General features: G+C 73.8%; 21 protein-coding genes. 10 read left to right on the forward strand and 11 right to left on the reverse strand.

Going from position 1 to position 23271, the window contains the following annotated elements:
• Positions 1–14: 14 nt before the first annotated feature.
• Genes O7600_RS22905 through deoC form a run of 5 tightly spaced genes read right to left on the reverse strand, consistent with a single transcriptional unit; the run spans position 15 to position 4637 of the window.
• Positions 15–920, reverse strand: coding sequence for a M56 family metallopeptidase (locus O7600_RS22905; protein WP_281590503.1), 906 nt, complete (start codon positions 918–920; stop codon positions 15–17).
• Positions 921–930: 10 nt separating this feature from the next.
• Complete coding sequence (locus O7600_RS22910) at positions 931–1392, reverse strand: BlaI/MecI/CopY family transcriptional regulator (protein WP_281590505.1); 462 nt, start codon at positions 1390–1392, stop codon at positions 931–933.
• Positions 1393–1424: 32 nt separating this feature from the next.
• Positions 1425–2249, reverse strand: a complete 825-nt coding sequence (locus tag O7600_RS22915; RefSeq protein ID WP_091582320.1) for an aldehyde dehydrogenase family protein — start codon at positions 2247–2249, stop codon at positions 1425–1427.
• A complete protein-coding gene (locus tag O7600_RS22920; protein WP_281594242.1) occupies positions 2242–3672 on the reverse strand; it encodes an aldehyde dehydrogenase family protein in 1431 nt (476 codons plus the stop codon). Before O7600_RS22920 ends, O7600_RS22915 begins: the two co-directional genes overlap by 8 nt.
• Before the next feature lie 5 nt (positions 3673–3677).
• Entirely contained in the window at positions 3678–4637 is a 960-nt protein-coding gene (gene deoC / locus O7600_RS22925) for a deoxyribose-phosphate aldolase (protein ID WP_281590507.1), read from the reverse strand.
• 136 nt (positions 4638–4773) lie between these two features.
• Here deoC and upp point away from each other — a divergent pair, with 136 nt between their 5' ends.
• Complete coding sequence (gene upp, locus O7600_RS22930; protein WP_281590509.1) at positions 4774–5406, forward strand: uracil phosphoribosyltransferase; 633 nt, start codon at positions 4774–4776, stop codon at positions 5404–5406.
• Positions 5407–5526: 120 nt separating this feature from the next.
• Positions 5527–6201: a GPP34 family phosphoprotein gene (locus O7600_RS22935; protein ID WP_281590511.1), complete on the forward strand. Its 675-nt coding sequence runs from the start codon at positions 5527–5529 to the stop codon at positions 6199–6201.
• An 83-nt stretch (positions 6202–6284) separates the two neighbouring features.
• On the opposite strand, the gene O7600_RS22940 is transcribed toward O7600_RS22935, so the two are convergent.
• On the reverse strand, positions 6285–7949 hold the full coding sequence (locus tag O7600_RS22940) for a phospho-sugar mutase (RefSeq protein ID WP_281590513.1): 1665 nt from the start codon (positions 7947–7949) through the stop codon (positions 6285–6287).
• Positions 7950–7998: 49 nt separating this feature from the next.
• Complete coding sequence (locus O7600_RS22945) at positions 7999–10011, reverse strand: serine/threonine-protein kinase (protein ID WP_281590516.1); 2013 nt, start codon at positions 10009–10011, stop codon at positions 7999–8001.
• 203 nt (positions 10012–10214) lie between these two features.
• Here O7600_RS22945 and O7600_RS22950 point away from each other — a divergent pair, with 203 nt between their 5' ends.
• Both O7600_RS22950 and O7600_RS22955 read left to right on the forward strand, forming a co-directional pair.
• Positions 10215–11798, forward strand: a complete 1584-nt coding sequence (locus O7600_RS22950) for a methylmalonyl-CoA mutase family protein (protein WP_281590518.1) — start codon at positions 10215–10217, stop codon at positions 11796–11798.
• A 560-nt stretch (positions 11799–12358) separates the two neighbouring features.
• Positions 12359–13618: an amidohydrolase gene (locus tag O7600_RS22955; protein WP_099162604.1), complete on the forward strand. Its 1260-nt coding sequence runs from the start codon at positions 12359–12361 to the stop codon at positions 13616–13618.
• Here O7600_RS22955 and O7600_RS22960 read toward each other — a convergent pair.
• Entirely contained in the window at positions 13575–14537 is a 963-nt protein-coding gene (locus tag O7600_RS22960) for a DUF4349 domain-containing protein (protein ID WP_281590521.1), read from the reverse strand. The genes O7600_RS22955 and O7600_RS22960 overlap by 44 nt on opposite strands.
• 122 nt (positions 14538–14659) lie before the next feature.
• On the opposite strand from O7600_RS22960, the gene O7600_RS22965 reads away from it, so the two are divergent.
• Genes O7600_RS22965 through O7600_RS22980 form a run of 4 tightly spaced genes read left to right on the forward strand, consistent with a single transcriptional unit; the run spans position 14660 to position 18080 of the window.
• On the forward strand, positions 14660–15289 hold the full coding sequence (locus O7600_RS22965) for an MBL fold metallo-hydrolase (protein WP_281590522.1): 630 nt from the start codon (positions 14660–14662) through the stop codon (positions 15287–15289).
• A gap of 3 nt (positions 15290–15292) precedes the next feature.
• The gene (locus O7600_RS22970; protein ID WP_281590523.1) at positions 15293–16291 is read left to right on the forward strand and encodes a hypothetical protein; all 999 of its coding nucleotides are present in this window, start codon (positions 15293–15295) and stop codon (positions 16289–16291) included.
• A 43-nt stretch (positions 16292–16334) separates the two neighbouring features.
• Positions 16335–17075 carry a hypothetical protein gene (locus tag O7600_RS22975; protein ID WP_281590525.1) on the forward strand — a complete coding sequence of 247 codons (741 nt, stop codon included), beginning with the start codon at positions 16335–16337 and terminating at the stop codon, positions 17073–17075.
• A gap of 42 nt (positions 17076–17117) precedes the next feature.
• A complete protein-coding gene (locus O7600_RS22980) occupies positions 17118–18080 on the forward strand; it encodes a GNAT family N-acetyltransferase (protein ID WP_281590527.1) in 963 nt (320 codons plus the stop codon).
• A gap of 74 nt (positions 18081–18154) precedes the next feature.
• Here the strand turns inward: O7600_RS22980 and O7600_RS22985 are convergent, their stop codons facing one another.
• Positions 18155–18610, reverse strand: coding sequence for a gamma-glutamylcyclotransferase (locus O7600_RS22985; RefSeq protein ID WP_046566454.1), 456 nt, complete (start codon positions 18608–18610; stop codon positions 18155–18157).
• Positions 18611–18716: 106 nt separating this feature from the next.
• On the opposite strand from O7600_RS22985, the gene O7600_RS22990 reads away from it, so the two are divergent.
• Positions 18717–20120 carry an NAD(P)H-quinone dehydrogenase gene (locus O7600_RS22990; protein ID WP_281590531.1) on the forward strand — a complete coding sequence of 468 codons (1404 nt, stop codon included), beginning with the start codon at positions 18717–18719 and terminating at the stop codon, positions 20118–20120.
• Here the strand turns inward: O7600_RS22990 and O7600_RS22995 are convergent.
• Both O7600_RS22995 and O7600_RS23000 read right to left on the reverse strand, forming a co-directional pair.
• A complete protein-coding gene (locus O7600_RS22995) occupies positions 20098–20709 on the reverse strand; it encodes a DUF998 domain-containing protein (protein WP_281590533.1) in 612 nt (203 codons plus the stop codon). The genes O7600_RS22990 and O7600_RS22995 overlap by 23 nt on opposite strands.
• 196 nt (positions 20710–20905) lie before the next feature.
• Positions 20906–21514, reverse strand: coding sequence for a VTT domain-containing protein (locus O7600_RS23000; RefSeq protein ID WP_281590535.1), 609 nt, complete (start codon positions 21512–21514; stop codon positions 20906–20908).
• Positions 21515–22016: 502 nt separating this feature from the next.
• Here O7600_RS23000 and thrS point away from each other — a divergent pair.
• Positions 22017–23234, forward strand: a complete 1218-nt coding sequence (gene thrS, locus O7600_RS23005) for a threonine--tRNA ligase (RefSeq protein WP_281590537.1) — start codon at positions 22017–22019, stop codon at positions 23232–23234.
• The last annotated feature ends 37 nt before the right edge of the window (positions 23235–23271 follow it).

Here is a 23271-nt window from a genome sequence, read left to right on the forward strand (position 1 = left end):
CCGTAGGGGACGCCTCAGCTCAGGAAGAGGGAGACCGGCAGGAAGACCAGCGTGCCGGCGACGGCCAGCGCGGTCGCGCCGAGCACCCGCGGCGGACGGTCCGCGACCAACAGCCGCTGCACCCGTACGTCGAGGTCGCGGTCGCCCAGGCCGAGCGTGCCGGCCGGTGTGACCCGGTGCCCGGCGGCGGCGAACCGGCGCAGCGCGCCGGCCAGCGGCTCCTCGGCGTGCAGCTCCCGGGCCTTGTCGTCGGCGCGCATCTCGACCAGCAGCGCCACCCGCGCGTGCGCGTCGCGCACCCAGCGGAACCAGGGCAGGGCCCGGCAGAGCGCGGTGAACGGCAGCAGCACCAGGTCGTGCCGCTCCTGGGCGTGTGCCCGCTCGTGGGTCAGCACCGCCGCCAGTTCCGCCGGGTCGAGCAGGTCGACCGTGCCGGCGCTCACCACCACCCGGGGCTTCACCCCGGGCAGGCAGTAGGCCGCCGCGCTGGGATGGTCGAGCACCAGCGCGCCGGGAATCGTCGGGTCCCGCCGGGCGACCAGGGTGAGCAGCTCGCGGTGCCGGCGCTGCGCCCGTACCGCGCCGTGCACGCTGCGCACGGTCGTGGTGAGCAGCACCGCGCCGATGCCGAAACCGACCCCGACCAGGCTGAGGTGCACCGCGCCCACACCGGCCGGCAGCGTGCCGTGGGCCAGGTCGTCGGCGAGCGCCAGCAGCGCGCTGCCGGTCGGCCGGTCGTACGCGGCGAGACCGACCGCCATCGGCAACCCCATCGCGGAGAGCCCGAGCGCCAACCCGACCGCCTGCCAGCAGACGATCGCCACCCGGGGGGCACGCCACGTCCAGCGCGCGGCGGCGAGGACCTGCGCGGTCAGCCAGCAGGCCAGGATGGTCGCGGCGAAGTGCACGGCGTACGCCACGGCGGCGGCCCTACCGGTCCGTCGCCTCGTCGAGCGCCGGCCCGGCGGGCCGCGGATCCTCGACGCGGTCGGTCAGCCCGGCTCCGGCGGCCCGATTCGGGTCGGTGAGGCCCGCCTCGGCGGCGAGGGCGGCGCGGAGCACGTCGGCCTCCGTGCCGGTGACCGACCGGGCGAAGCGCACCAGCGCGGCGTCCCGGCTGCCGCCGAGGTCGAGCGCGTCGAGCATGAGCTGGGCGATGTGCGCCTCCCGGGTGGCGGCCGGCCGGTAGCGCCAGGCCCGCCCCTCCCGCTCGCGCTGCACCATGCCCTTGCCGGCGAGCCGGTCGAGCACGGTCATCACCGTGGTGTAGGCCAACTCGCGGCCGTCCAGGGCGTCGGCGACCTCGCGCACGGTCACGCCGTCCGACGTGCCGGGGACCGAGTCCCACAGCACGTCCATCACCGCACGTTCGAGGTCACCGAGCCGAGTCACCCGTCAATCCTACCTCGCGTAGTAGAAGAGACTCAGACGCCCTTCGGATGCCAGACGGTCTTGGTCTCCAGCAGCGTGGTCATCCGGGTGAGACCCGGATCGGCGTGCCAGTCGTGGTCCGCCGGCGCCGGCCGGAGCACCCGCTTGAGGTTCTCCGCGGCCTTGACCTCCAACTCCGCCGCCAGCTCGGCGTCGGCGACACCGGTCAGGTCGACGGCGTTGACGTCCATGTGCGCGGCCAGCGTCGGCACCGTCTCGGCGAGCCGGCCGGTCAGGATGTTGACCACGCCGCCGGGCAGGTCGGAGGTGGCCAGCACCTCCGCCAGGGTCACCGCCGCCAGCGGCGCCGCCGGGGAGGCGGCCACCACCACCGTGTTGCCGGTGACGATCGCCGGGGCGATCACGCTGACCAGACCCAGCAGCGCCGGGGCCTCGGGGGCCACCGCGGCCACCACGCCCGTCGGCTCCGGCGCGGACAGGTTGAAGTACGGGCCGGCGACCGGGTTCGCGCCGCCGTAGACCTGGGGGAGCTTGTCCGACCAGCCGGCGTACCAGACCCAGCGGTCGATCGCGGCGTCGACCTCGTCGGCCGGGGCGCCGAGCGCGACGAACTGGTCGCGCCGGCCCTCCAGCATCTCGGCCACCCGGTACAGGATCTGACCCCGGTTGTACGCGGTCGCCCCGGCCCAGCCCTTCACCGCGGCGCGCGCGGCGACGACGGCGTCCCGGGCGTCCTTGCGGGAGGCCAGCGACACGTTGGAGTCCTGCACGAGATACGACCGTCCCGACTCGCTGCGCGGGAACTTCCCGCCGATGAAGAGCTTGTACGTCTTGCGTACCGCGACCCGCTCAGACATTGAGGTACCCCTCCAGCCCGTGCCGGCCGCCCTCGCGACCGTAACCCGACTCCTTGTAGCCGCCGAACGGCGAGGTCGGGTCGAACTTGTTGAACGTGTTGGCCCAGACCACGCCGGCGCGCAGCCGGTCGGCGGTCCACAGGATCCGGGAACCCTTGTCGGTCCAGATGCCGGCCGACAGCCCGTACGGCGTGTTGTTGGCCTTCTCGACGGCCTCCGCCGGGGTGCGGAAGGTGAGTACGGACAGCACCGGGCCGAAGATCTCCTCGCGGGCGATCCGGTGCGCCTGGGTGACGCCGGTGAAGATGGTCGGCGCGAACCAGAAGCCGCGCTCGGGCAGCTCGCACGGCGGCGACCAGCGCTCCGCCCCCTCGGCGGCGCCGATCTCGGACAGCTCGCGGATCTTCGCCAGCTGGGCGGCCGAGTTGATCGCGCCGATGTCGGTGTTCTTGTCCAGCGGGTCACCGACCCGCAGCTGGGCCATCCGGCGCTTGAGCGACTCCAGCACCCGGTCGGCGACCGACTCCTGGACCAGCAGCCGGGAGCCGGCGCAGCAGACGTGCCCCTGGTTGAAGAAGATGCCGTTGACGATCCCCTCGACCGCCTGGTCGATCGGGGCGTCGTCGAAGACGATGTTGGCGGCCTTGCCGCCCAGCTCCAGGGTGAGCTTCTTGCGGGTGCCGGCGACCGCGCGGGCGATGGCCTTGCCCACGTCGGTCGAGCCGGTGAACGCGACCTTGTCCACGCCCGGGTGCTCGACCAGCGCGCGGCCGGTGTCGCCGGCGCCGGTGACGATGTTGACCACGCCAGCCGGCAGGTCGGCCTGCTGGCAGATCTCGGCGAACAGCAGCGCGGTCAGCGGGGTGGTCTCGGCCGGCTTGAGCACCACCGTGTTGCCGGCGGCCAGCGCCGGGGCGATCTTCCAGGCCAGCATGAGCAGCGGGAAGTTCCACGGGATGACCTGCGCGGCCACGCCGAGCGGCTTCGGGTCCGGGCCGAAGCCGGCGTAGGGCAGCTTGTCGGCCCAGCCGGCGTAGTAGAAGAAGTGCGCGGCGACCAGCGGGAGGTCGACGTCGCGGGACTCCTTGATCGGCTTGCCGTTGTCCAGCGACTCCAGCACGGCCAGCTCGCGGGAGCGCTCCTGGATGATCCGGGCGATCCGGAACAGGTACTTGGCCCGGTCCCGGCCCGGCATCGGGCCCCACACCTTCTCGTACGCCGTGCGCGCGGCGCGGACCGCGCGGTCCACGTCCTCGCTGCCGGCCTCGGCGATCTCGGCCAGGACCTCCTCGGAGGCCGGGTTGACCGACTTGAAGCTGCCGCCGTCGGTCGGGTCGACGAACTGCCCGTCGACGAACAGCCCGTACGAGGGCTTGAGGTCCACCACCGAGCGGGACTCGGGGGCGGGGGCGTATTCGAACATCACGCTCAGTCCAGGGTGAAGTAGTCGGGGCCGGCGTAGACGCCGGTCGTCAGCTTGGTGCGCTGCATGAGCAGGTCGTTGAGCAGGCTGGACGCGCCGAAGCGGAACCAGTCCGGGTCGAGCCAGTCCGGGCCGACGGTCTCGTTGACCATGACCAGGTACTTGATCGCGTCCTTGGTGGTCTTGATGCCGCCGGCCGGCTTGACGCCGACCTGCCGCCCGGTGGCGGCGCGGAAGTCGCGGACCGCCTCCAGCATCACCAGCGTCACCGGCAGCGTGGCCGCGACCGGGACCTTGCCGGTGGAGGTCTTGATGAAGTCGCCGCCGGCCAGCATGGCGAGCCAGGACGCGCGTCGCACGTTGTCGTAGGTGGCCAGCTCGCCGGTCTCCAGGATCACCTTGAGGTGCGCGTCCCCGCACGCCTCCTTGGTGGCCACGATCTCGTCGTAGACCTCGGAGTAGCGTCCGGCCAGGAACGCGCCCCGGTTGATCACCATGTCGATCTCGTCCGCGCCCGCCTCGACCGCCGCGCGCACGTCGGCGAGCTTGATCTCCAGCGGCGCCTGACCGGACGGGAACGCGGTCGCCACGCTGGCCAGGTGCACGCCGGAGCCGGCCAGCACCTCGGCCACGTACGGGACCATCGACGGGTAGACGCAGACCGCGCCGACGTGCGGGCAGCTCGGGTCGGACGGGTCGGGACGCACCGCCTTGGCAGCCAGCGCCCGCACCTTGCCCGGGGTGTCCGCGCCCTCCAGCGTGGTCAGGTCGACCATCCGGATCGCCAGGTCGATCGCCTCGGCCTTGGCCGTGGTCTTGATGGAGCGGGTGCCGAGTTGTGCCGCCCGCTGCTCCGCGCCGACCTGGTCCACGCCCGGCAGGCCGTGCAGGAAGGTCCGCAGAGCGGTCTCGGATCGTCCCAGCTCGGAGAGGTCCGACCGGGCCGACGTCGCTGTCGCCGTCATGCCCCGAATAGTACGCACCCGCGGGCCGAGTGATCTTGCTCACGGCGGACCGATCGTGAGCGCCACACGTGAGCGGCGTCGCTGGTCGGGCCGCACCCGCCGTGCGCCGGGCCGGGGACCGGTAGGTTGAGCGATCGTGGACGTACACGTCATTGACCATCCGCTCGCCCAGTCGCGGCTGACCGCCATGCGGGACGCCCGGACCGACTCGGCGTCGTTCCGGGCCGCGCTGCGCGAACTCACCACCATGCTGGTGTACGAGGCCGCGCGCTCCTTCCCGGTCGAGAAGTACTCGATCCAGACCCCGGTCACCGACACCGAGGGCACCCGGCTGGCGAACCCGCCGCTGCTGGTGCCGGTGCTGCGGGCCGGCCTCGGCATGGCCGACGCCGCGCTCGACCTGCTGCCCGAGTCGTCGATGGGCTTCGTGGGCCTGGCCCGCGACGAGGAGACGTACGAGCCGCGCGCGTACATGGAGTCGCTGCCCCGGGACCTGAGCGGCCTGCCGGTGCTGGTGCTCGACCCGATGCTGGCCACCGGCGGCTCGCTGGAGCACTGCTGCCGGCTGCTCGCCGACCGCGGCTGCACCGACATCACCGTGCTCTGCGTGCTGGCCGCGCCGGTCGGCATCCAGCGGCTGGAGCGGTCCGGCCTGCCGCTGCGGCTGGTCACCGCGTCGATCGACGAGGGCCTGAACGACCGGATGTTCATCGTCCCGGGCCTCGGCGACGCCGGCGACCGGCAGTTCGGCGGCATGCCCCGCTTCTGACCCGTCGGCACCCGCGCGCAGAGGGCCCGTTCCGTCCCGGAGGGGCCCTCCGCCGTAGGAAACGGGCGGCACCGGCGAGTTGATGCGCGGGGGTGCGGGGAGGCGCTAGCGTTCCGGGCCATGACTGGTGTTGCGCTCGCCGAGGAGCTGCTGCTCCTCGCGTATGACGACGAAACCGGCAAGGCCACCATGCCGCGGATCAGCCTGGACCTGGGCATGGCCGCCGCGGTGCTGGTCGAGCTGGCCCTGGCCGGACGGGTCGCGTACGCGGACGGGAACCTGGCGGTGGTCGACCCCGCGCCGACCGGCGAGCCGATCGCGGACGCGGTGCTGGCCAAGATCGCCGCGGACACCCCGCACACGCCCTCGTCCTGGGTGCAGCGGCTGCGGCACGGGCTGCGCGACCGGATCCTCGGCGACCTCTGCGGCCGGGGCGTGGTCCGCGACGTGGACGAGACCGAGCTGGGCTTCATCCACGTGCACCGCTACCCGGTGGCCGACGCCTCCGTCGAGGCGGACATCCGCCGCCGGCTGGCCGACGCGCTGACCAGCGGGCAGCTCCCGGACGAGCGGACCGCCGCGCTGGCCACCCTCGTCGCGGTGCTGCGGATGGAGCCGGCGCTCGGGCTGACCGGCGCCGCCGCCGCCGACGCCGGCACCCGCCTGGAGGAAATCGCGGCCGGCGCCGGTTTCTCCGGCACGGTGAGCCTGGACGACAGCGTGGTACGCCCCTCGGTGAGCCTGGTCATCGCCGCCCTCGGCCAGGCCGTCGACGCCGCCCTCGGCAAGCGGTAAGGAAGGGCCCCCTCTTAACGCCTCAGGTAGAGGAAGGGCCCCTTGTTAACGCCAGGCGTTAAGAAGGGGCCCTTCCTTACACCTCAGAGGCCGAGGGTGGCGGCGATCTCGTTGCGCAGCTCGGTGACGGCGGCCCGGGCGCGGCGCCGGGCCGCGGTGACGTCGCCGTCGGTCACCGGCTCCACCACCTCCAGGTACGCCTTGAGCTTCGGCTCGGTGCCGGAGGGCCGGATCACCACCCGGGCGGCGTCGGTGCGCAGGATCACCACGTCCGCCTCGGGGAGCAGGTCGGTCGCCTCGGTGACCGGGTGCCCGAGCAGCGCGGTCGGGGTGGCCGCCCGCACCCGCGCCATCGAGTCCGCGATCACCCGCAGGTCCTCCACCCGGACCGAGAGCTGGTCGGTGTGGTGCACGCCGAACTCGGCGGCCAGCTCGTCCAACCGGTGGGTGAGCGTACGCCCCTGGGCCTTGAGCCCGGCGGCCAACTCGGCGACGGTCAGCGCGGCGGTGATGCCGTCCTTGTCCCGGACGTGCCTCGGCGCGACGCAGTAGCCCAGCGCCTCCTCGTAGCCGTACACCAGCGGCTCCCGGCCCCCGCCGGCCCGGACGATCCACTTGAACCCGGTGAGCGTCTCGTCGTAGGGCAGCCCTCGGGCCTCGGCCATGGCCCGCAGCAACGTCGACGACACGATCGTGGTGGCGTAGAGGCCGGTCACCCCGCGCCGCATCAGGTGGTCGGCGAGCAGCGCGCCCACCTCGTCGCCGCGCAGCATCCGCCAGGACCCGGCGTCGCGTACGGCGACCGCGCAGCGGTCCGCGTCCGGGTCGTTGGCGATGGCGATGTCCGCGCCGGTGCGGTCGGCGAGCGCGACCAGCAGGTCGACCGCGCCCGGCTCCTCCGGGTTCGGGAAGCTCACGGTCGGGAACGCCGGATCCGGCTCGGCCTGCTCCGGCACCACGCCGGGCACGCCGAAGCCGGCCCGGGCGAACGCGGCGGTCAGCACCACGCCGCCCACCCCGTGCAGCGGGGTGTACGCGACCTTCAGGTCCCTCGGCCCGGCCGGGTCCACCACCGCGGCGGCCCGGTCCACGTACGCGGCGACCAGGTCGTCGCCGAGCACCTGGCCGGCCGGGCCGAGCGGCACCTGCGCGAGCGGGCCGGCCGCGCGGATGGCCGCCTCGATGCCGGCGTCGGCCGGCGGCACGATCTGCGCTCCCGCGCCCAGCTCGCCGCCGAGCTGCGCGCCCAGGTAGACCTTGTAGCCGTTGTCCTGCGGCGGGTTGTGGCTGGCGGTGACCATCACGCCGGCGACCGCGCCGAGCTGCCGCACCGCGAACGCCAGCACCGGCGTGGGCAGCGGGCGGGGCAGCAGCAGCGCCGGGCGGCCCGCACCGGTGGCCACCTGCGCGGTGCGCTCGGCGAAGGCGCGCGACCCGCGCCGGGCGTCGTACCCGATCACCAGCGGGCCCTCGCCGCCCTGGGCGGCGAGCCAGCCGACCAGCCCGGCGGCGGCCTGGGTGACCACGGCGAGGTTCATCCCGTTCGGCCCGGCGCGCAGCGGGCCGCGCAGGCCGGCGGTGCCGAAGGTCAGCGGGCCGGCGAACCGGTCGGCCAGCTCGTCGGCGGTGCCGGGCAGCCCGTCGAGGACGGCACGCAGCTCGTCCCGGTCGGCCGGGTCGGGGTCGTCGGCGAGCCAGCTCTCGGCTCGCGCGCGAAGGTCGTCAAGGTCAGTGGTGTCCGCCGCCATGGCCTCTTGATAGCACGGCGACGGATCACCACTGGCCGTCGGCCTCGACTCAGTTGTCCGCCGTGAGCTGGAACGAGTCGACCATCGCGTCGAAGATCGGCTTGCTCTCGGCGAACCGCGCGTCGGTGGAGGAGAGGTAGAACGAGTAGACCTTGCCGTCCTTGACCAGGCCCCGCCAGATGCCGTGGCGCATGGACTCGCCCTCGCCGCAGGTGTATTCGAGCTGGCCCGCGGTCCCCCCGGCGAGCGGCTGCTCGGAGACGGACACCTCGGTGTAGGGAGCGGGGCAGGTCTTGCTCTTGCTGGTGTTTTTCCTCAGGTTCTTCGAGGCGAACTCGGCCCAGCTGATCGACGTGCCGCCCCACTCCTCGGCGATCACCCGCACCTTGCGGCCCTCGTCCTCCGGGTCGACGTAGTCGACGTAGAGCCCGCCGGTCTGCTGCTGCCACCCCTTCGGCACCTGGATGGTGACGCCCTTGACGGTCCGCTCCTGCATCTCCGGCGCGGCGGCGGCCGAGGTCGACGGCAGCGCGCCCACGATCGGCGGGGGAGCGTCGTCGTCGCCGCTGGTCAGCGCGATCACGCTGACCAGCAGCACCACGGCCAGACCGCCGGCGGCGGCGAGCTGCACCTTGCGCGGCCACGCCTTCACGCGGCCGAGCAGGCCCTTCACCCCGCCGGGCGCGCCGTCGCCGGGCGCGGTGGCCGGGGTGGTCCACGCCTGGCCGGTGCCCGGCACCGACCACTGGGCGCCGCCGCCGTACACCGGCTGGGTGGCGTCGACGCCGCCGCCGTAGGTGGCCGGCGTGCCGGTGGGGACGTGCTGGGTGGCGTCCGAGCCGGTACCCCGGCCGAGGCGGACGGTGGCGTCCGGGGAGATGCGTTGGGTGGCCTCGGGCGCGCCCGGACCGGACATCGCGCCGGTGGGCGTGTGCAGCGGCCCGGCCAACGCGTCGGCGCTGGTCTCGTCGAGCGCCGCGTCACCCGCCGTCGTGGCGCCGGGGCGCTCGCCGCGACGCAGCGCGGCCAGCCGGTCGGTCAGCGACTCACCCGGGCCGATCATCGCCCGGCCGCCGATCTGGCCGCTCGGCTTCGGCTCCGGGGCGACGGGCGGCGGGGTGGTCGGGCGCGGCACCGGCACCACGGCGTACGGGTCGGTGACCGAGTTGACCGCGGTCGCGGTGCTGGTCAGCGGGCCGGCGAGCAGCTCGCGCAGCATGGCCCGGGCCCGGTGCACGTCCATCCGGTGGGCCGGGTCCTTCTCCAGCAAACCCATCAGCACGCCGGTGAGCGGGCCGCTGCGCTGCGGCGTGGCGGGCGGGTCCTCGACCACGGCGTGCATGGTCTCGATCGGGTCGCCCTTGTCGAACGGGGGACGTCCCTCCACCGCGGTGTAGAGCGTCACGCCGAGCGAGAAGAGGTCGCTGGGCGGGCCGAACTCCTGGCCCATGGCCCGCTCGGGGGAGATGAAGTGGGGCGAGCCGAGCACCATGCCGGGCGTGGTGAGCTGCACGTCGGTGGGCATCCGGGCGACGCCGAAGTCGGTCAGCACGCAGCGGCCGTCGGTGCAGATGAGCACGTTGGCGGGCTTGACGTCGCGGTGCAGCACGCCGATCGCGTGCGCCACCTCCAGCGCGCCGAGCAACGCGATGCCGATCTTGGCGACCGCGCGCGGCGCGACCGGGCCGTCCTCGATCACCATGTCGGCGAGGCTGCGGGCGTCCAGCAGCTCCATCACGATCCACGGCCGGCCACCCTCGGTGACCACGTCGTAGACCTGCACCACGGCCGGGTGCTGGATCGCGGCGGCGGCGCGGGCCTCGCGCAGCGTCCGTTCGTACAGCGCGTCGCGGTCGCTGGGGGCGAGCCCCGGCGGGAGGACGACCTCCTTGACCGCCACGTCACGGCGCAACAGGGTGTCTGTGGCCCGCCAGACCGTGCCCATGCCGCCGTTGCCCACCGGGGAGCGCAGCGAGTAGCGACCACCGATGGTGGTGCCGGGCGCCGCGCGTCCAGTGGGGGGACTGGCCGGTCCGCCGCTCCACGTCGGAATCTGAGTCACAGAAAAGCCACCGGGGGATATCGAGGGGGCTGGGACACAACCCCTCTATCTTGCTGGTTCCGACGCCCGATGCGAAACCCGACGCGGCGGGCGTTTACCTACTCGACGGTATGTGGCCAGCTACTCACCTCCGGTGGGCCGCCACCGCCCGGTGTGCGGTATCCCTCACCCATCGAGCGGCGGCCGCGTCCTACCATCCGGTAATGAGCGATGCGCGGTCAAGCGAGTCGGGTTTCCCGATCAAGGGCGTCTACACGGCGGCCGACCTTCCGGCGGACCTGGACTCCCGGCTGGGCGAGCCGGGCGACTACCCGTACACCCGCGGGGTCTACCCGACGATGTACACGTCCCGGCCGTGGACCATGCGGCAGTACGCCGGCTTCGGCACCGCCACCGAGAGCAACGCGCGTTACCACCAGCTGCTGCGCGCCGGCACCATGGGCCTGTCGGTCGCGTTCGACCTGCCCACCCAGATGGGCTACGACTCGGACGACCCGATCGCGCACGGCGAGGTGGGCAAGGTCGGCGTCGCCATCGACTCCATCGAGGACATGCGGACGCTCTTCGGCGGGATCCCGCTGGACAAGGTCTCCACCTCGATGACCATCAACGCGCCCGGCTCGGTGCTGCTGCTGCTCTACCAGCTCGTGGCCGAGGAGAACGGGGTGCCCGGCACGGCGCTCAACGGCACCATCCAGAACGACATCCTCAAGGAGTACATCGCCCGCGGGACGTACATCTTCCCGCCGAAGCCCTCGCTGCGGCTGGTCGCGGACACCTTCGCCTACTGCCGGGCCGAGGTGCCGAAGTGGAACACCATCTCCATCTCCGGCTACCACATGGCCGAGGCCGGCGCCTCACCCGCGCAGGAGATCGCGTTCACGCTGGCCAACGGCGTGGAGTACGTCCGGGCGGCGCTCGCGGCCGGGCTGGCCGTGGACGACTTCGCGCCCCGGCTGTCGTTCTTCTTCGTGGCCCGCACCACGCTGCTGGAGGAGGTCGCCAAGTTCCGCGCGGCCCGTCGCATCTGGGCCCGGCTGATGCGCGACGAGTTCGGCGCGAAGAACCCGAAGTCGATGATGTTGCGGTTCCACACCCAGACCGCGGGCGTGCAGCTCACCGCCCAGCAGCCCGAGGTCAACCTGGTCCGGGTGGCGGTGCAGGGGCTGGGCGCGGTGCTCGGCGGCACCCAGTCGCTACACACCAACAGCTTCGACGAGGCCATCGCGCTGCCCACCGAGAAGGCCGCCCGGCTGGCGCTGCGGACCCAGCAGGTGCTGGCGTACGAGACGGATCTCACCGCCACCGTCGACCCCTTCGCCGGGTCGTACGTGGTGGAGGCGATGACCGCCGAGCTGGAGACGGCGGCGAACGAGCTGATGGACCGGGTGTTCGATCACGGTTCGGCGGTGGACGCCATCGAGGCCGGCTTCCAGAAGCGCGAGATCGAGCAGTCCGCGTACCGGATCGCCCAGGAGATCGACTCGGGCGAGCGGGTGGTGGTCGGGCTCAACCGGTTCCAGATCGACGAGGAGGAGCCGTACGAGCCGCTGCGGGTGGACCCGACGATCGAGGCGGCCCAGGCGGAGCGGCTGGCCAAGCTGCGCGCGGAGCGCGACTCGGACGCGGTCGAGCGGGCGCTGGCCGAGCTGCGCGCCGCGGCCGAGGGGGACACGAACGTGCTGCACCCGATGAAGGCGGCGCTGCGCGCCCGGGCCACGGTCGGCGAGGTGTGCGGGACGCTGCGCGACGTGTGGGGGGTCTACCGGCCGACCGACCGGTTCTGACCTGGGCGGACACCTTCTGGAGGCGTACCGTGGAAGCCTCCGGCGCACGCGTCGGGCGATGCGGCCCGGCGCGGATCCTGCCCCGGGCGACGCCGCCCGGGGCGATGCCGACGCGTCCGCGGGCAGTGTGGCCGTGACCGTCGCGCGTGTGCGATTCGGGAATGCGGGTAACCCGAACGGGGGAACGGGACGGACAGCCTGTGCGGTCGTTCGGCGGACAGTCATGTCACCGTCGGGAGTCGTCCGGCAGCCGACTGTTGTCGCGCAATTGTCGGAGCGGCAGTTAATTGCCGCGACTAATGCGACAATTCGGAACGACGACCGGTATTTGGTGACCGATGAATCGGTTACGCGTTGTAGGAGGTGGGGGGCAGATGACGGCGTCCGACCGCGATCTACCTGCTGTCCCGCAGATATTCGAGCCCTCCCACCAGGGCATTCGTGACGCTGCGCGGTCCGACCGCTACGCGAAAGATGTTGCGCAGCGTCACCGCCGGAGGTCTAGGCTGTCTGCTGTTCTCCCCGAAGATCCATCCATCTCTAGTGATCGAGAATTCGACGTGACGAGTGCGTTGACGCTGCCTTCCGGTGGCCCGCTGGCGTCGTCCCGGCCCGAGACGCCGACCGGTTCCCAGCCCCTGCCCTTCGAGCTCGACCATCTGCTCGCGCTGCGGGTACCCGGCCTCATCGAGACCCGCCGGCACATTCACTCGCACCCGGAACTGTCGGGCGAGGAATTCGAGACGGCCGCGCTGGTGCACCGGGAACTCTCGCTCGCCGGGCTGAAGCCGCGCCTGCTCCCCAAGGGCAACGGCGTGATCTGTGACATCGACGGTCGCCCGGACGGGCCGGTGATCGCGCTCCGCGCCGACATCGACGCGCTGCCGCTGAGCGACCCGAAGGACGTGTCGTACCGGTCCACCGTGGAGGGCGTCTGCCACGCCTGCGGCCACGACGTGCACACCTCGGTGATGCTCGGTGTCGGCATGCTGCTCGCCCAGTTGGCCGACCTCGGTCAGCTCGACGGCCGGGTGCGGCTGATCTTCCAACCGGCGGAGGAGATCCTGCCCTGCGGCTCGCTGGAGGTCATCGAGGCCGGCGGCCTCGACGACGTGGTGCAGATCTTCGCGTTGCACTGCGACCCGAACCTGCCGGTGGGCAAGGTCGGCCTGCGGGTCGGCCCGATCACCGCCGCCGCCGACAACGTCACCGTCCGGCTCACCGGCCCGGGCGGGCACACCGCCCGCCCGCACCTGACCGTCGACCTGGTCGACGCGCTCGGCCGGCTCGTCACCGAGGTGCCGACGCTGATCAGCCGCCGGGTGCCGGCCAACAGCGGGCTGCTGCTGGTGTTCGGCCACGCCTCGGCCGGCACCCGCTACAACGTGATCCCGTCCGAGGCGTGCGCCGCCGGCACGCTGCGGGTGATGGACCGCGACACCTGGGACCAGGCGCCCAAGATCGTGGCCCAGGTGGTGCGGGACGTGCTCGCGCCCACCGGCGCCACCGTCGACCTGGAATACCTGCGCGGCCGCCCGCCGGTGACCAACGACGCCCGGGCCATCGGCGTGCTCACCGCGGCCACCGCGTCGGCGCTCGGCCCGGACGGCATCGCCGAGACGCCGCAGAGCATGGGCGGCGAGGACTTCTCCTGGTACCTGGAGCACGTGCCCGGCGCGCTCGCCCGCCTCGGTGTCGGCCGGAGCGGGCCCAACGTGGACCTGCACCGGGCCTCCTTCGACGTGGACGAGCGCGCCATCGAGGTGGGCGTACGCCTCATGGTCCAGACCGCGCTGCGGGCACTGGCGGCGGCGCGCTGACCGGACCGCCGGTCGGCCCGACCGGCGCCGGCGGCTGCGGTCCGCCGGGCGGCGGCGTCCGGCGGACCCGCCGGCGTCGCCACCGCAGCAGCAGCCACAGCGGTACGCCGATCACCACGGCGAACGGCAGGACCGCGCCGAGCACGGTGAGCAGCACGCGTACCGAGGTGAGGAAGACCGTCCAGCCGCCGCCGAGCCCGGTCAGGAAGCCGAGGTCGGCCTCCTCCTCGGCGGTGCTGGCGTCCCGGCCCAGGAACGTCACGGTGATGGTGGAGAGCGCGGTCAGGTCGGCCAGCCGACGCTTGCGGGCCTCCAACGCGGCCAGATCGGCCTGCCGGGTGCCCACCTCGTTCTCCAGGGCGACGAGCTGGTCCACCGAGCTGGCCTGGGCCAGCAGCTTGCGGGCGCTCTCCACCCGGGCCCGCTGGGTGGCGATCCGGGCGTCCAGGTCGACCACCTGCTCGGTCACGTCCTCGGTGCGGATCTCCCGGCGCTCCTGCCGGCCGAACCCGGCCAGCTGGTCGATCACACCGGCGAACCGGTCCGCCGGCACCCGCAGGGTCAGCACCGCCCGCGCGTCCGCCGACTCGCTCGACCGCCGGTCGCCGCCGACGAAGCCGCCGGCCGCGGTCACCGCCGTGGTCGCCTCCCGTGCCGCGGTGTCCACGTCGTCCACCCGGACCTGCATCGTCCCGGTGTAGATGATGGACCGCTGGTCCACCCGCAGGTCGGCGCCGCCGGTTCCGCCCGGGGCCGCCTGGTCCCGCTCCGCGCCGCCCTCCGCCGCGCCGCCCGCCGCGTTCTGCGGCGCGGCCGAGTCGCTGCCACTGTCGCCGCCCGCGCTGCACGCCCCCACGGCCAGCACCGCGGCCAGGCCCACCGCCACCAGGGCCACGCCCCGGAGTCGTCGTCCGCCCATTCCCCGCTCCGATCGTCGACGGCCCCGCGCGCCGGGGCCGATACCTCGGACGCGACGCGTCGTCGCGCCGGTTCCGGCAGACTGCGCTGAGGACATCACGATTCGATAATCGAGGAGTCACGATGCAGGTCACCAAATTCACCCACTCCTGCCTCCGGCTGGAGCACGACGGAGGAGTGCTGGTCGTCGACCCCGGCGTCTTCAGCGAACCCGAGGCGCTGGACGGGGCGGACGCGGTGCTGATCACGCACGAACACCCGGACCACGTGGACGTCGCCGCGCTGACCCGGGCGCTGGAACGCCGGCCGATTCAGGTGAACGGCCCCGCCTCACTCGCCGGCGTGCTCGGCGACGCCGCCGAGGCGCTCGTCGTGGTCGCACCGGGAGAGTCGTTCACCGCCGCCGGCGTGCCGGTGCGGACGTACGGCGGGCAGCACGCGGTCATCCACCCGGACATCCCCGTGATCCAGAACATCGGCTACCTCTTCGACGAGGTCGTCTACCACCCGGGCGACGCGCTGTTCGTCCCCGACGACGTCCAGGTGGACACGCTCTTCGCCCCGATACACGCGCCCTGGTCGAAGTTCTCCGAGGTGCTCGACTTCATCCGCGCCGTGGGGCCCCGCCGGGCCTACGCGCTGCACGACGGTCTGCTCAACGCCAACGGCTTCGGTGTGCTCGACCGGCAGTACACCGCGATGTCGAACACCGACTACCGCCGTCTGGAACCCGGTACCCGGATCGACGCCTGAACCGTGCCCGGCCCCCCTGCCGACGTGGTCCGGCGGCTCTACGCCACGCCCCCGGACCGGTTCGTCGCGGCCCGGGACGCCGCCGTGGCGGAGGCGCGCCAGGCCGGCGACCCGCGTACCGCCCGGGAGATCGGGCGGCTCCGTCGGCCCACTGTCGCGGCCTGGCTGGTCAACCTGCTCGCGATCCGCCGGCCCGAGCTGGTCGCCGATCTGACCCAGCTCGCCGAGGCGCTCCGCGCCGCCCAACGCGACCTGCGCGGCGGCACGCTCCGCGAGCTCTCCGCGCAGCGGCGCGCCGTCGTGGGCGCGCTGGTCGCCGAGGTACGCCGGCTGGCCGCCGCCGAACCCGCCGCGCCCCCGGCCGGGAAACTGCCGCTGGGCGAGGTGGAGGCGACGCTCAACGCCGCGCTCTCCGACACCGAGGTGGCCGAACAGGTACGCGCCGGCCGGCTGCTGCGGGCCAGCCACTACGCCGGGTTCGGTGAGGTGCCCCGCCCCCAGCTGCGGCTGATCACCGGCGACGACGAGGAGCCCACCCGGCCCGAGCGCGCGGGCAGGTCCGGCGAACCGGAGCGGGCGGGGAAGTCCGGCGTACCGGACCGGGCGGGGAAGTCCGGCGTACCGGACCGGGCGGCCGAGGCGCGCCGGGCGCGCGAGGAACGGGCGGCGCGGGCCGAACGGGCGAAGCGGCGGCGGACGGCCGCCCGCGAGCTGGAGAAGGCGCGCGCGGAGCTGGGCCGGGCCGAGGCGGAGCTGTCCGGGGCCGAACGGGCCGAGCGGGACGGCGCCGCGACGCTGGACCGGATCGAGACCGAGCTGGCGGAGCTGGAGCGCCGTCGGGCGGCGGCCGAGCAGGAGCTGAGCCGGGCCCGGCTGGCCCGCCGGGGCACGGAACGGGCGCTCACCGCGGCCCGGCGTCGCGCCGGCGAGGTGGAGGCCGTGTTGGAGGCGCTCGACGCCGAAGAGGGGGATGCCGATACCGGTGATCACGAGGCAGACTGAGCGTGATGAGCGGCCACGGTGGACGGACGGCGGGGGGTCGCCGATGACCCCGGAGCAGGTGGCCGCCGCGTGCAAGCCCCTGGCGCTGGAGCTCGGGGAGGCGTTCTCCCGGTGTCCGTCGACGCTGCGCCGGGCCCGGCTGCTCGGCATCTCCGGGTGGGCCTTCTACATCACCGGCCGGGCCGGCGCGCTCGGCGACGTACGCGCCGAGACGGTGGCCGCCGCGCTCGGCTTCATCGCCCCCGAGGCGGTCGCCGACGGCTGGGACGCCGCCGCGCGGACCGTCCCGCCGCTGGAGGTCGCCGCCGCCAACCTCACCGAGTGCTGCCGCTGGGGCGCCGCCCGCCTCGGCGGGATCCCCGATGTGTCCCGGCTCGCCGAGCTGCTCGGCCGGGCGGTCGAGGCCGCCGACGGCAGCGCCATGCCGCTCTTCGCCGCCTGGCGGGCGATGCCGGTGCCCGACCCGGCCCCCGGCGCCCGGGCCGCCGTCGGCCTGCTGCTGCTGCGCGAGCACTTCGCCGGGGCCTACCTGCTGGCCGTGCGGGCGGCCGGGCTGACCCCGCTGGAGGCGGTGCTGGCCGGTCCGGAGGGGGAGGCCGGGGCCGCCGCCTGCGGCTGGGCGCCGCCCTACCCGCCGGTCGGGCCGCTGGTGCGGCGGCGGCTCTGGGCCGAGGCGGTGACCGACCGCCTGGTGTCCCCGGCGTTCCGCGCGCTCGGCCCGGTCGAGGGCACCGAACTGGTCCACCTGCTCACCGCCGCCCGGCCGCGCGCCCGGGTCGGATAAATGAGAGGCGCCCGGGCCGGCCCGACTGCCAGGATCTGCCCCGTGACGTTCCCCGCCGGCTGGACCGCCCGCCGCCCCACCCTCGACGACGTGCCAGCGATCCTGACCGTGGTGCACGCCGCCGACACGTTCGCCGTGGGCTACCCCGACTTCGACGCCGACGACGTACGGGACGCGCTGACCGCGCCGTTCGTCGACCCGGCCCGGGACTCCTGGCTGGTCACCGACCCGGACGGCGTGGCGGTCGGCTGGGCGATCCTGAGCAACCCGACCGGGGTGGGCCGGGAGTTCGTCGAGGTCTACGTCGACCCCGACGACGGCGCGGACCTGCGCGCCCCGCTGCTGGCCCGGCTGCTCGACCGGGTCGCCGAACGGGCCGCCGAGCGGGGCCGGCCCGCGCTGACCGCCCGCACCGCCGTCTTCGCCCCGGAGACCCGCTGGGCGGCCGAGCTGGTGGCGGCCGGGTTCACCCGGGTCAAGCGGTACGTCCGGATGACCCGCTCGCTGGCCGACCTGCCCGCCGAGCCGGCGCCACCGGCCGGGGTGACGGTGCGGCCGCTGCGCGCCGACGACGACAGCGACCTACGGCTGTTCCACCGGATCCACGACACCGCGTTCCGGGACACCCCCGACCATGAGCCGCTCGACTTCGCGCGGTGGCGGGAGCTGCTCCCGTCCAGCGGCAAGGTCTGGGACGAGTGGCTGCTGGCCGAGGTCGACGGCGAGCCGGCCGGTGCCCTCCAGTCCTCCGACCAGGCGGTCGACCAGGGCATGGGGTGGGTCCGGACGCTGTCGGTGCTGCCCGACCACCGACGGCGCGGGGTGGGTGCGGCGCTGCTGCGCCGAGCCTTCGCGATCTACGCGACGAAGGGCCGCGAGGGCGCCGGGCTGGGCGTGGACCTGGCCAACCCCACCGCCCCGGTCACCCTCTACCGCTCCGTCGGGCTGGTGGAGGAGCGCTGGACCGACATGTACGAGCGGAACGTGCCCGCCCCGCAGGTGTGACCCGGGACCCCCGCGTCGGGGTCGCCGAGCGGGCGGGTGTCCGTCCGGCGCACACTGAAGGGGTGGGAGACGCGCTACGCGGACGCGGTGCCGGTGGGCCGGGACCGCAGCTCGGTGACGTAGTCGTCCGGCGCGCCCGCCTTCTCCGCGGCGTTCGCGATCTCCGACAGGTACCACGACGTCGGCAGCCCGCCCTCGTAGCCGTCGAAGACGTAGACCCACGCGGTCACGTCCCCGTCCAGCGTCGAGACGCGCACGGTGAGCCGGCGGTAGGTCTCGGCGGTCACGCCCTCGATCTCGTCGAGCTGGGCCGCGTCGTACGGGTGGATGTCGTAGAGCGCTACGAAGACCCGGTCACCGGGGGACTCCACCACGGTGCTGACCGAGCCCTCCCAACCGATGACGTCCTCGCCCGCGAAGGTGAGCCGCCACCCCTCCAGCCAGCCGGTGCCCACCATCGGCGAATGCGGGCAGTAGGCGCGCATGCGAGCGGGGTCCAGGTTTGAGCCGTAAGCGGCGTAGAGACGCACGGCGACGACGATAGCCCGGTCGGCGGGTGGGGGAGAATACGACGGTGCGTGTCGGACGCGACGGGGAGAAGAAAGTCACTGTGAGCATCGACGAAAGGATGGCCCCGTGAGCCAGATCGTGATCATCGGCGGCGGGCCGGCCGGGTACGAGGCGGCCCTGGTCGCCGCCCAGCTGGACGCCGATGTCACAGTGGTCGAGGCGGCGGGTGCCGGCGGCGCCTGCGTGCTCTCCGACTGCGTGCCCTCCAAGACCTTCATCGCCAGCTCGGAGGTGGTGACCGGCTACCGGGACACCGAGGAGTTCGGGGTGCACTCCGACGGCCTGGAGGCGGTCACGGTCGACGCCCGGGCGGTGCACGAGCGGGTCAAGCGCCTCGCCCTGGCCCAGTCCGCCGACATCCACACCAAGCTGATCAAGGCCGGGGTCGAGTTCGTCGCCGGCACCGCGCGCCTCGGCGAGGACGCGCTCGGGCACACCCACCGGGTGATCGTCACCCCGGCCGACGGCGGCGAACCCTACTCGATCGAGGCCTCGACGGTGCTGGTCGCCACCGGCTCGACCCCGCGCCAGCTCCCCACCGCCGTGCCGGACGGCGAGCGCATTCTGACCTGGCGGCAGGTCTACGACCTGCCCGAGCTGCCCGAGCACCTGATCGTGGTCGGCTCCGGCGTCACCGGCGCGGAGTTCGCCAGCGCCTACCTGGCCATGGGCGTTCAGGTCACGCTGGTCTCCAGCCGTGACCGGGTGATGCCGCACGAGGACGCCGACGCCGCGATGGCGATCGAGCGGGTGTTCCGCAACCGGGGCATGAGCATCCTCAACAACTCCCGCGCCGAGGCGGTCCGCCGTACCGCCGACGGGGTGGAGGTCGTGCTCTCCGACGGTCGCCAGGTCACCGGTTCGCACGCGCTCATCGCGGTCGGCTCGATCCCCAACACCGCCGACCTGGGCCTGGCGGAATACGGCGTCGAACTGTCCCGGGGCGGTTACGTCACCGTGGACCGGGTGTCGCGCACCAACGTGCCCGGCATCTACGCCGCCGGCGACTGCACCGGCGTGCTGCTGCTGGCGAGCGTCGCGGCCATGCAGGGCCGGATCGCCATGTGGCACGCGCTCGGCGAGGCGGTCCGGCCGCTGCGGCTGCGTACCGTCGCGGCGAACGTGTTCACCGACCCGGAGCTGGCCACCGTCGGTGTCTCGCAGGACGAGGTGGACGCCGGCAAGACCCCGGCCCGCCAGGTGATGCTGCCGTTGTCCGGTAACGCCCGGGCGAAGATGGACGACCTGGCCGACGGTTTCGTCAAACTGTTCTGCCGGCCGGCCAGCGGCCAGGTCATCGGTGGCGTGGTGGTGGCGCCCAAGGCCAGCGAGCTGATCCTCCCGATCACCATGGCGGTGGAGAACAACCTCACCGTCAACGAGCTGGCCCAGACCATCACGATCTACCCGAGCCTCTCCGGCTCCATCACCGAGGCCGCCCGGCAGCTCATGCTCCACGAGCTGGAGTGAGCGCCGCCCGGGTCCGGGCGACGGTGAGGGCCAGGGTGGTCAGGAGGGCGGTCTCGGCGAGGATCAGGAGTCGCTCGGCCAGTCCGATCAACGCGCGGTCACCGGGGTAGGCGGACCAGATCATCGCGGTGGCCAGCAGCAGGCTCGCCACCGTCCACGCGCGTAGCCAACCGGCGGGCGCGGCGCCGAGCCGGCGGGCGAGCAGCCAGCCGGCGACCGGCAGGGCCAGGAACGACAGGACCGACGCGTACCGGTGCACGTAGGCCGCGGTGTCCATGGGCAGGCCCGGCTCGTTCGTGGGCACCACGGCGGCGGCCAGCAGCCCGGCCGACCAGGCGACCAGCAGCGCGACCGCCGCCCGGCCGGCGCCCGCCCGGCGCAGCGCGGGAAGGAGTACGGCGCTGGCCACCGCGAGGACCGCCATCGCGGTGTCGATGACGCCGCCCCGGTCGGAGACGGCGAAGTCGCTGACGGTCAGCGACCAGGGACTCAGGTCGTCGTTCACCTCGAGGTGACCGATCACGGCGAGCACCGCTGCCAGGGCGATCCCGCCAAGGGCCAGCAGGCCGCTTCTCCGGGCTCCACGCATGGGCCCAGCCTGTCGCCGGAACGACCCCAGGCGGATCCGGGACCGCCACCCACTTCGATCCCCGGGTCGTCCCCTAGCGGAAGCCGCCCGGCGTCACGCCACTCTGCCACTGCCCCGACTTGTCCCCGGCCACCAGGAAGACCACCTCGCGGACTCGGCCAGCACGGAGGGCCGAGGGGCGGCAGAGCGACGAGGGTCAGTCGGCGGGGGCCTCGGTGCGGGTCTGGCGGGTGCTGATCCAGGTCATGGCCCAGCCCGCCCCCGCGAACCCGGCCGCCGCCAGCCCGCCGATCAGCAGCAACCGCCACGCCGACTCGGTCAGCGCCGTGCCGCCGAGATGACCGACGAGCGTGCCGTAGCTGGCCCAGCCCGTGGCCGCGGCGGCCTCGTAGGTCAGGAACAGCCGGTACGGGTAGCGGCTGCGGCCGGCCGAGAAACACGCCGCCATCCGGCCACCGGGCACGAAGCGGCAGAGCAGGATCACCAGCGGTCCGGGCTCGCGCAGTCGGCGAGTGGCCCGGGCGACGGCACGGCGGGCTCGCCCCGGCGTGGCGTGCCGGGCTGCCCGGCGGGCCGGGGCGGTGCGACCGAGCACGTAGCAGGCCAGGTCACCGATGAAGACGCCGACCGCGCCGACCGCGATGGTGAGCGGCAGGTTGAGCCCGCCGTAGACGGTCAGCGCACCACTGGTGATCATGACGACCTGGGTCGGCACCACCGGAACGAAGGCGTCGGCGACCAGCAGCGTCAGCAGCAGCGCGTACGCCCACATGGGCGACGCGACGTCAGAGATGAGTTCGGCCACGACCGCCACCTCGCCGGAGTTCCCCGTTCGACCGCACCGAGCCTGACGCCGTGTCCCGCGTCACCGCGACCGACCCTGCCCCGTGGTGACCGTCGACACCGGTGGGCCGTCGATCTGCAACGAGGCGACCCGCCCCGGGGTGACGGACAGCCGGTGCGACGTGCGTCGAGCGGGGCGGCGGATTCACGCTCACCGGCGTACCGTTGGCGGGACGCGGCACCGGAGCCGTCGGGTCCCCCGTTCTCGATGCCCGGGCCGCCGCGGGTCGCCGGCAGGTCCCGTGCCGGCGACCCGCACCCGCTTTCCGAAACTCACGTGCGCCGTCGACGTCCGCGCGCCTACCGTCGGGGCATGCGCAGTGCTGAGGTGACCACGACGCCGGGTGTTCCCGGCGCGCCGCACTGACGTTTCCGTCGACGAGGCCCCGGGGCGATCCGCTCCGGGGCCTCGCGGCGTCCCGGTCCCGCTCGCCTCCGGGTCGTACCCGATCAAGGAGAGCGACATGATCGACCACCGCAGGCTCGGCCGGGAGCTGGAGCTGTTCGTCTCCGACCCGCTCGCGGGCGCCGGGCTGCCGATCTGGCTGCCGGCCGGCGCCGCCGCCCGGCACGCCGTCGAGGAGTACGTACGGGAGTTGGAGCGTCGGGCCGGCTACCGGCACGTCTACTCGCCGCCGCTGGGCAAACGGGAGCTGTTCGAACGCTCCGGGCACCTGGGCTACTTCGCCGACGACATGTTCCCGCCGATGCGGTTGAGCGCCGACGACGAGTTCGTGCTCCGCCCGGCGCTCTGCCCGCACCACGCGCTGGTCTTCGCCGCCCGGGGCCGGTCCTACCGGGAACTGCCGCTGCGCGTCGCCGAGCTGGGCGGGATGTATCGGGCCGAGCGCTCCGGGGTGCTCGGCGGGCTGTCCCGGGTGCGGGCCATCTCGCTCAACGACGCGCACAACTTCTGCGCCCTGGAGCAGGTCGGCGACGAGGTGCGGGAGATCCTGCGGCTGATCCGCGAGGCGCACGCCGCCCTCGGCGTCCGTCCGGCCGGGTTCCGGTTGTCGCTGCGCGGGCCGGACCAGCGGTACGTCGGCGACGACGCCGGGTGGGCGCGGGCCGAGGAGCTGCTCCGCGCCGCGCTCGACGGGGTGGACGTCACCGAGGCCCCGGGCGAGGCCGCGTTCTACGGCCCGAAGATCGACATCCAGATCGTGGACGCGGGCGGCCGGGAGTCGACCATCTCCACCGTCCAGCTCGACTTCGACAAGCCGGAGCGGTTCGATCTGTCGTACACCGACTCGGACGGGCGGCGGAAGCGGCCGGTGATGGTGCACCGGAGCCTGGTCGGCAGCATGGAGCGGCTGTTCGCCTACCTGATCGAGGTGCACGAGGGCGCGTTCCCGGCCTGGTACGCCCCGGTGCAGCTGGTGCTGCTCCCGGTGGACGACGCGCAGGCCGACGCGGTCCACCGGCTCCGCCACGAGGCGGAGGCCGCCGGCCTGCGGGCCGAGGTCGACGAGTCGGGCTCGCTGGGCGCGCGGATCCGGGACGCGGCCCGCCGACGCGTCCCGTACGTCGGGGTGGTCGGCGCCCGGGAGGCGGCCGACGGGTCGGTCTCGCTGCGCCTGCGCGACGGGCGGGGTCTCGCCCCGATGCCCGCCGCCGCGGCGGTGGGGCTGGTCGGCGCGGTGGTCGCGAGCCGGTCGCCCGACCTGCTCCCGCCGACCTGAGCCCGACCCGACGCCGGGGTCGCCCGGGTGACGTGCC

Origin of the sequence: Micromonospora sp. WMMA1998, assembly GCF_027497375.1 — a bacterium.
Taxonomy (GTDB): Bacteria; Actinomycetota; Actinomycetes; order Mycobacteriales; family Micromonosporaceae; genus Micromonospora; species Micromonospora sediminicola.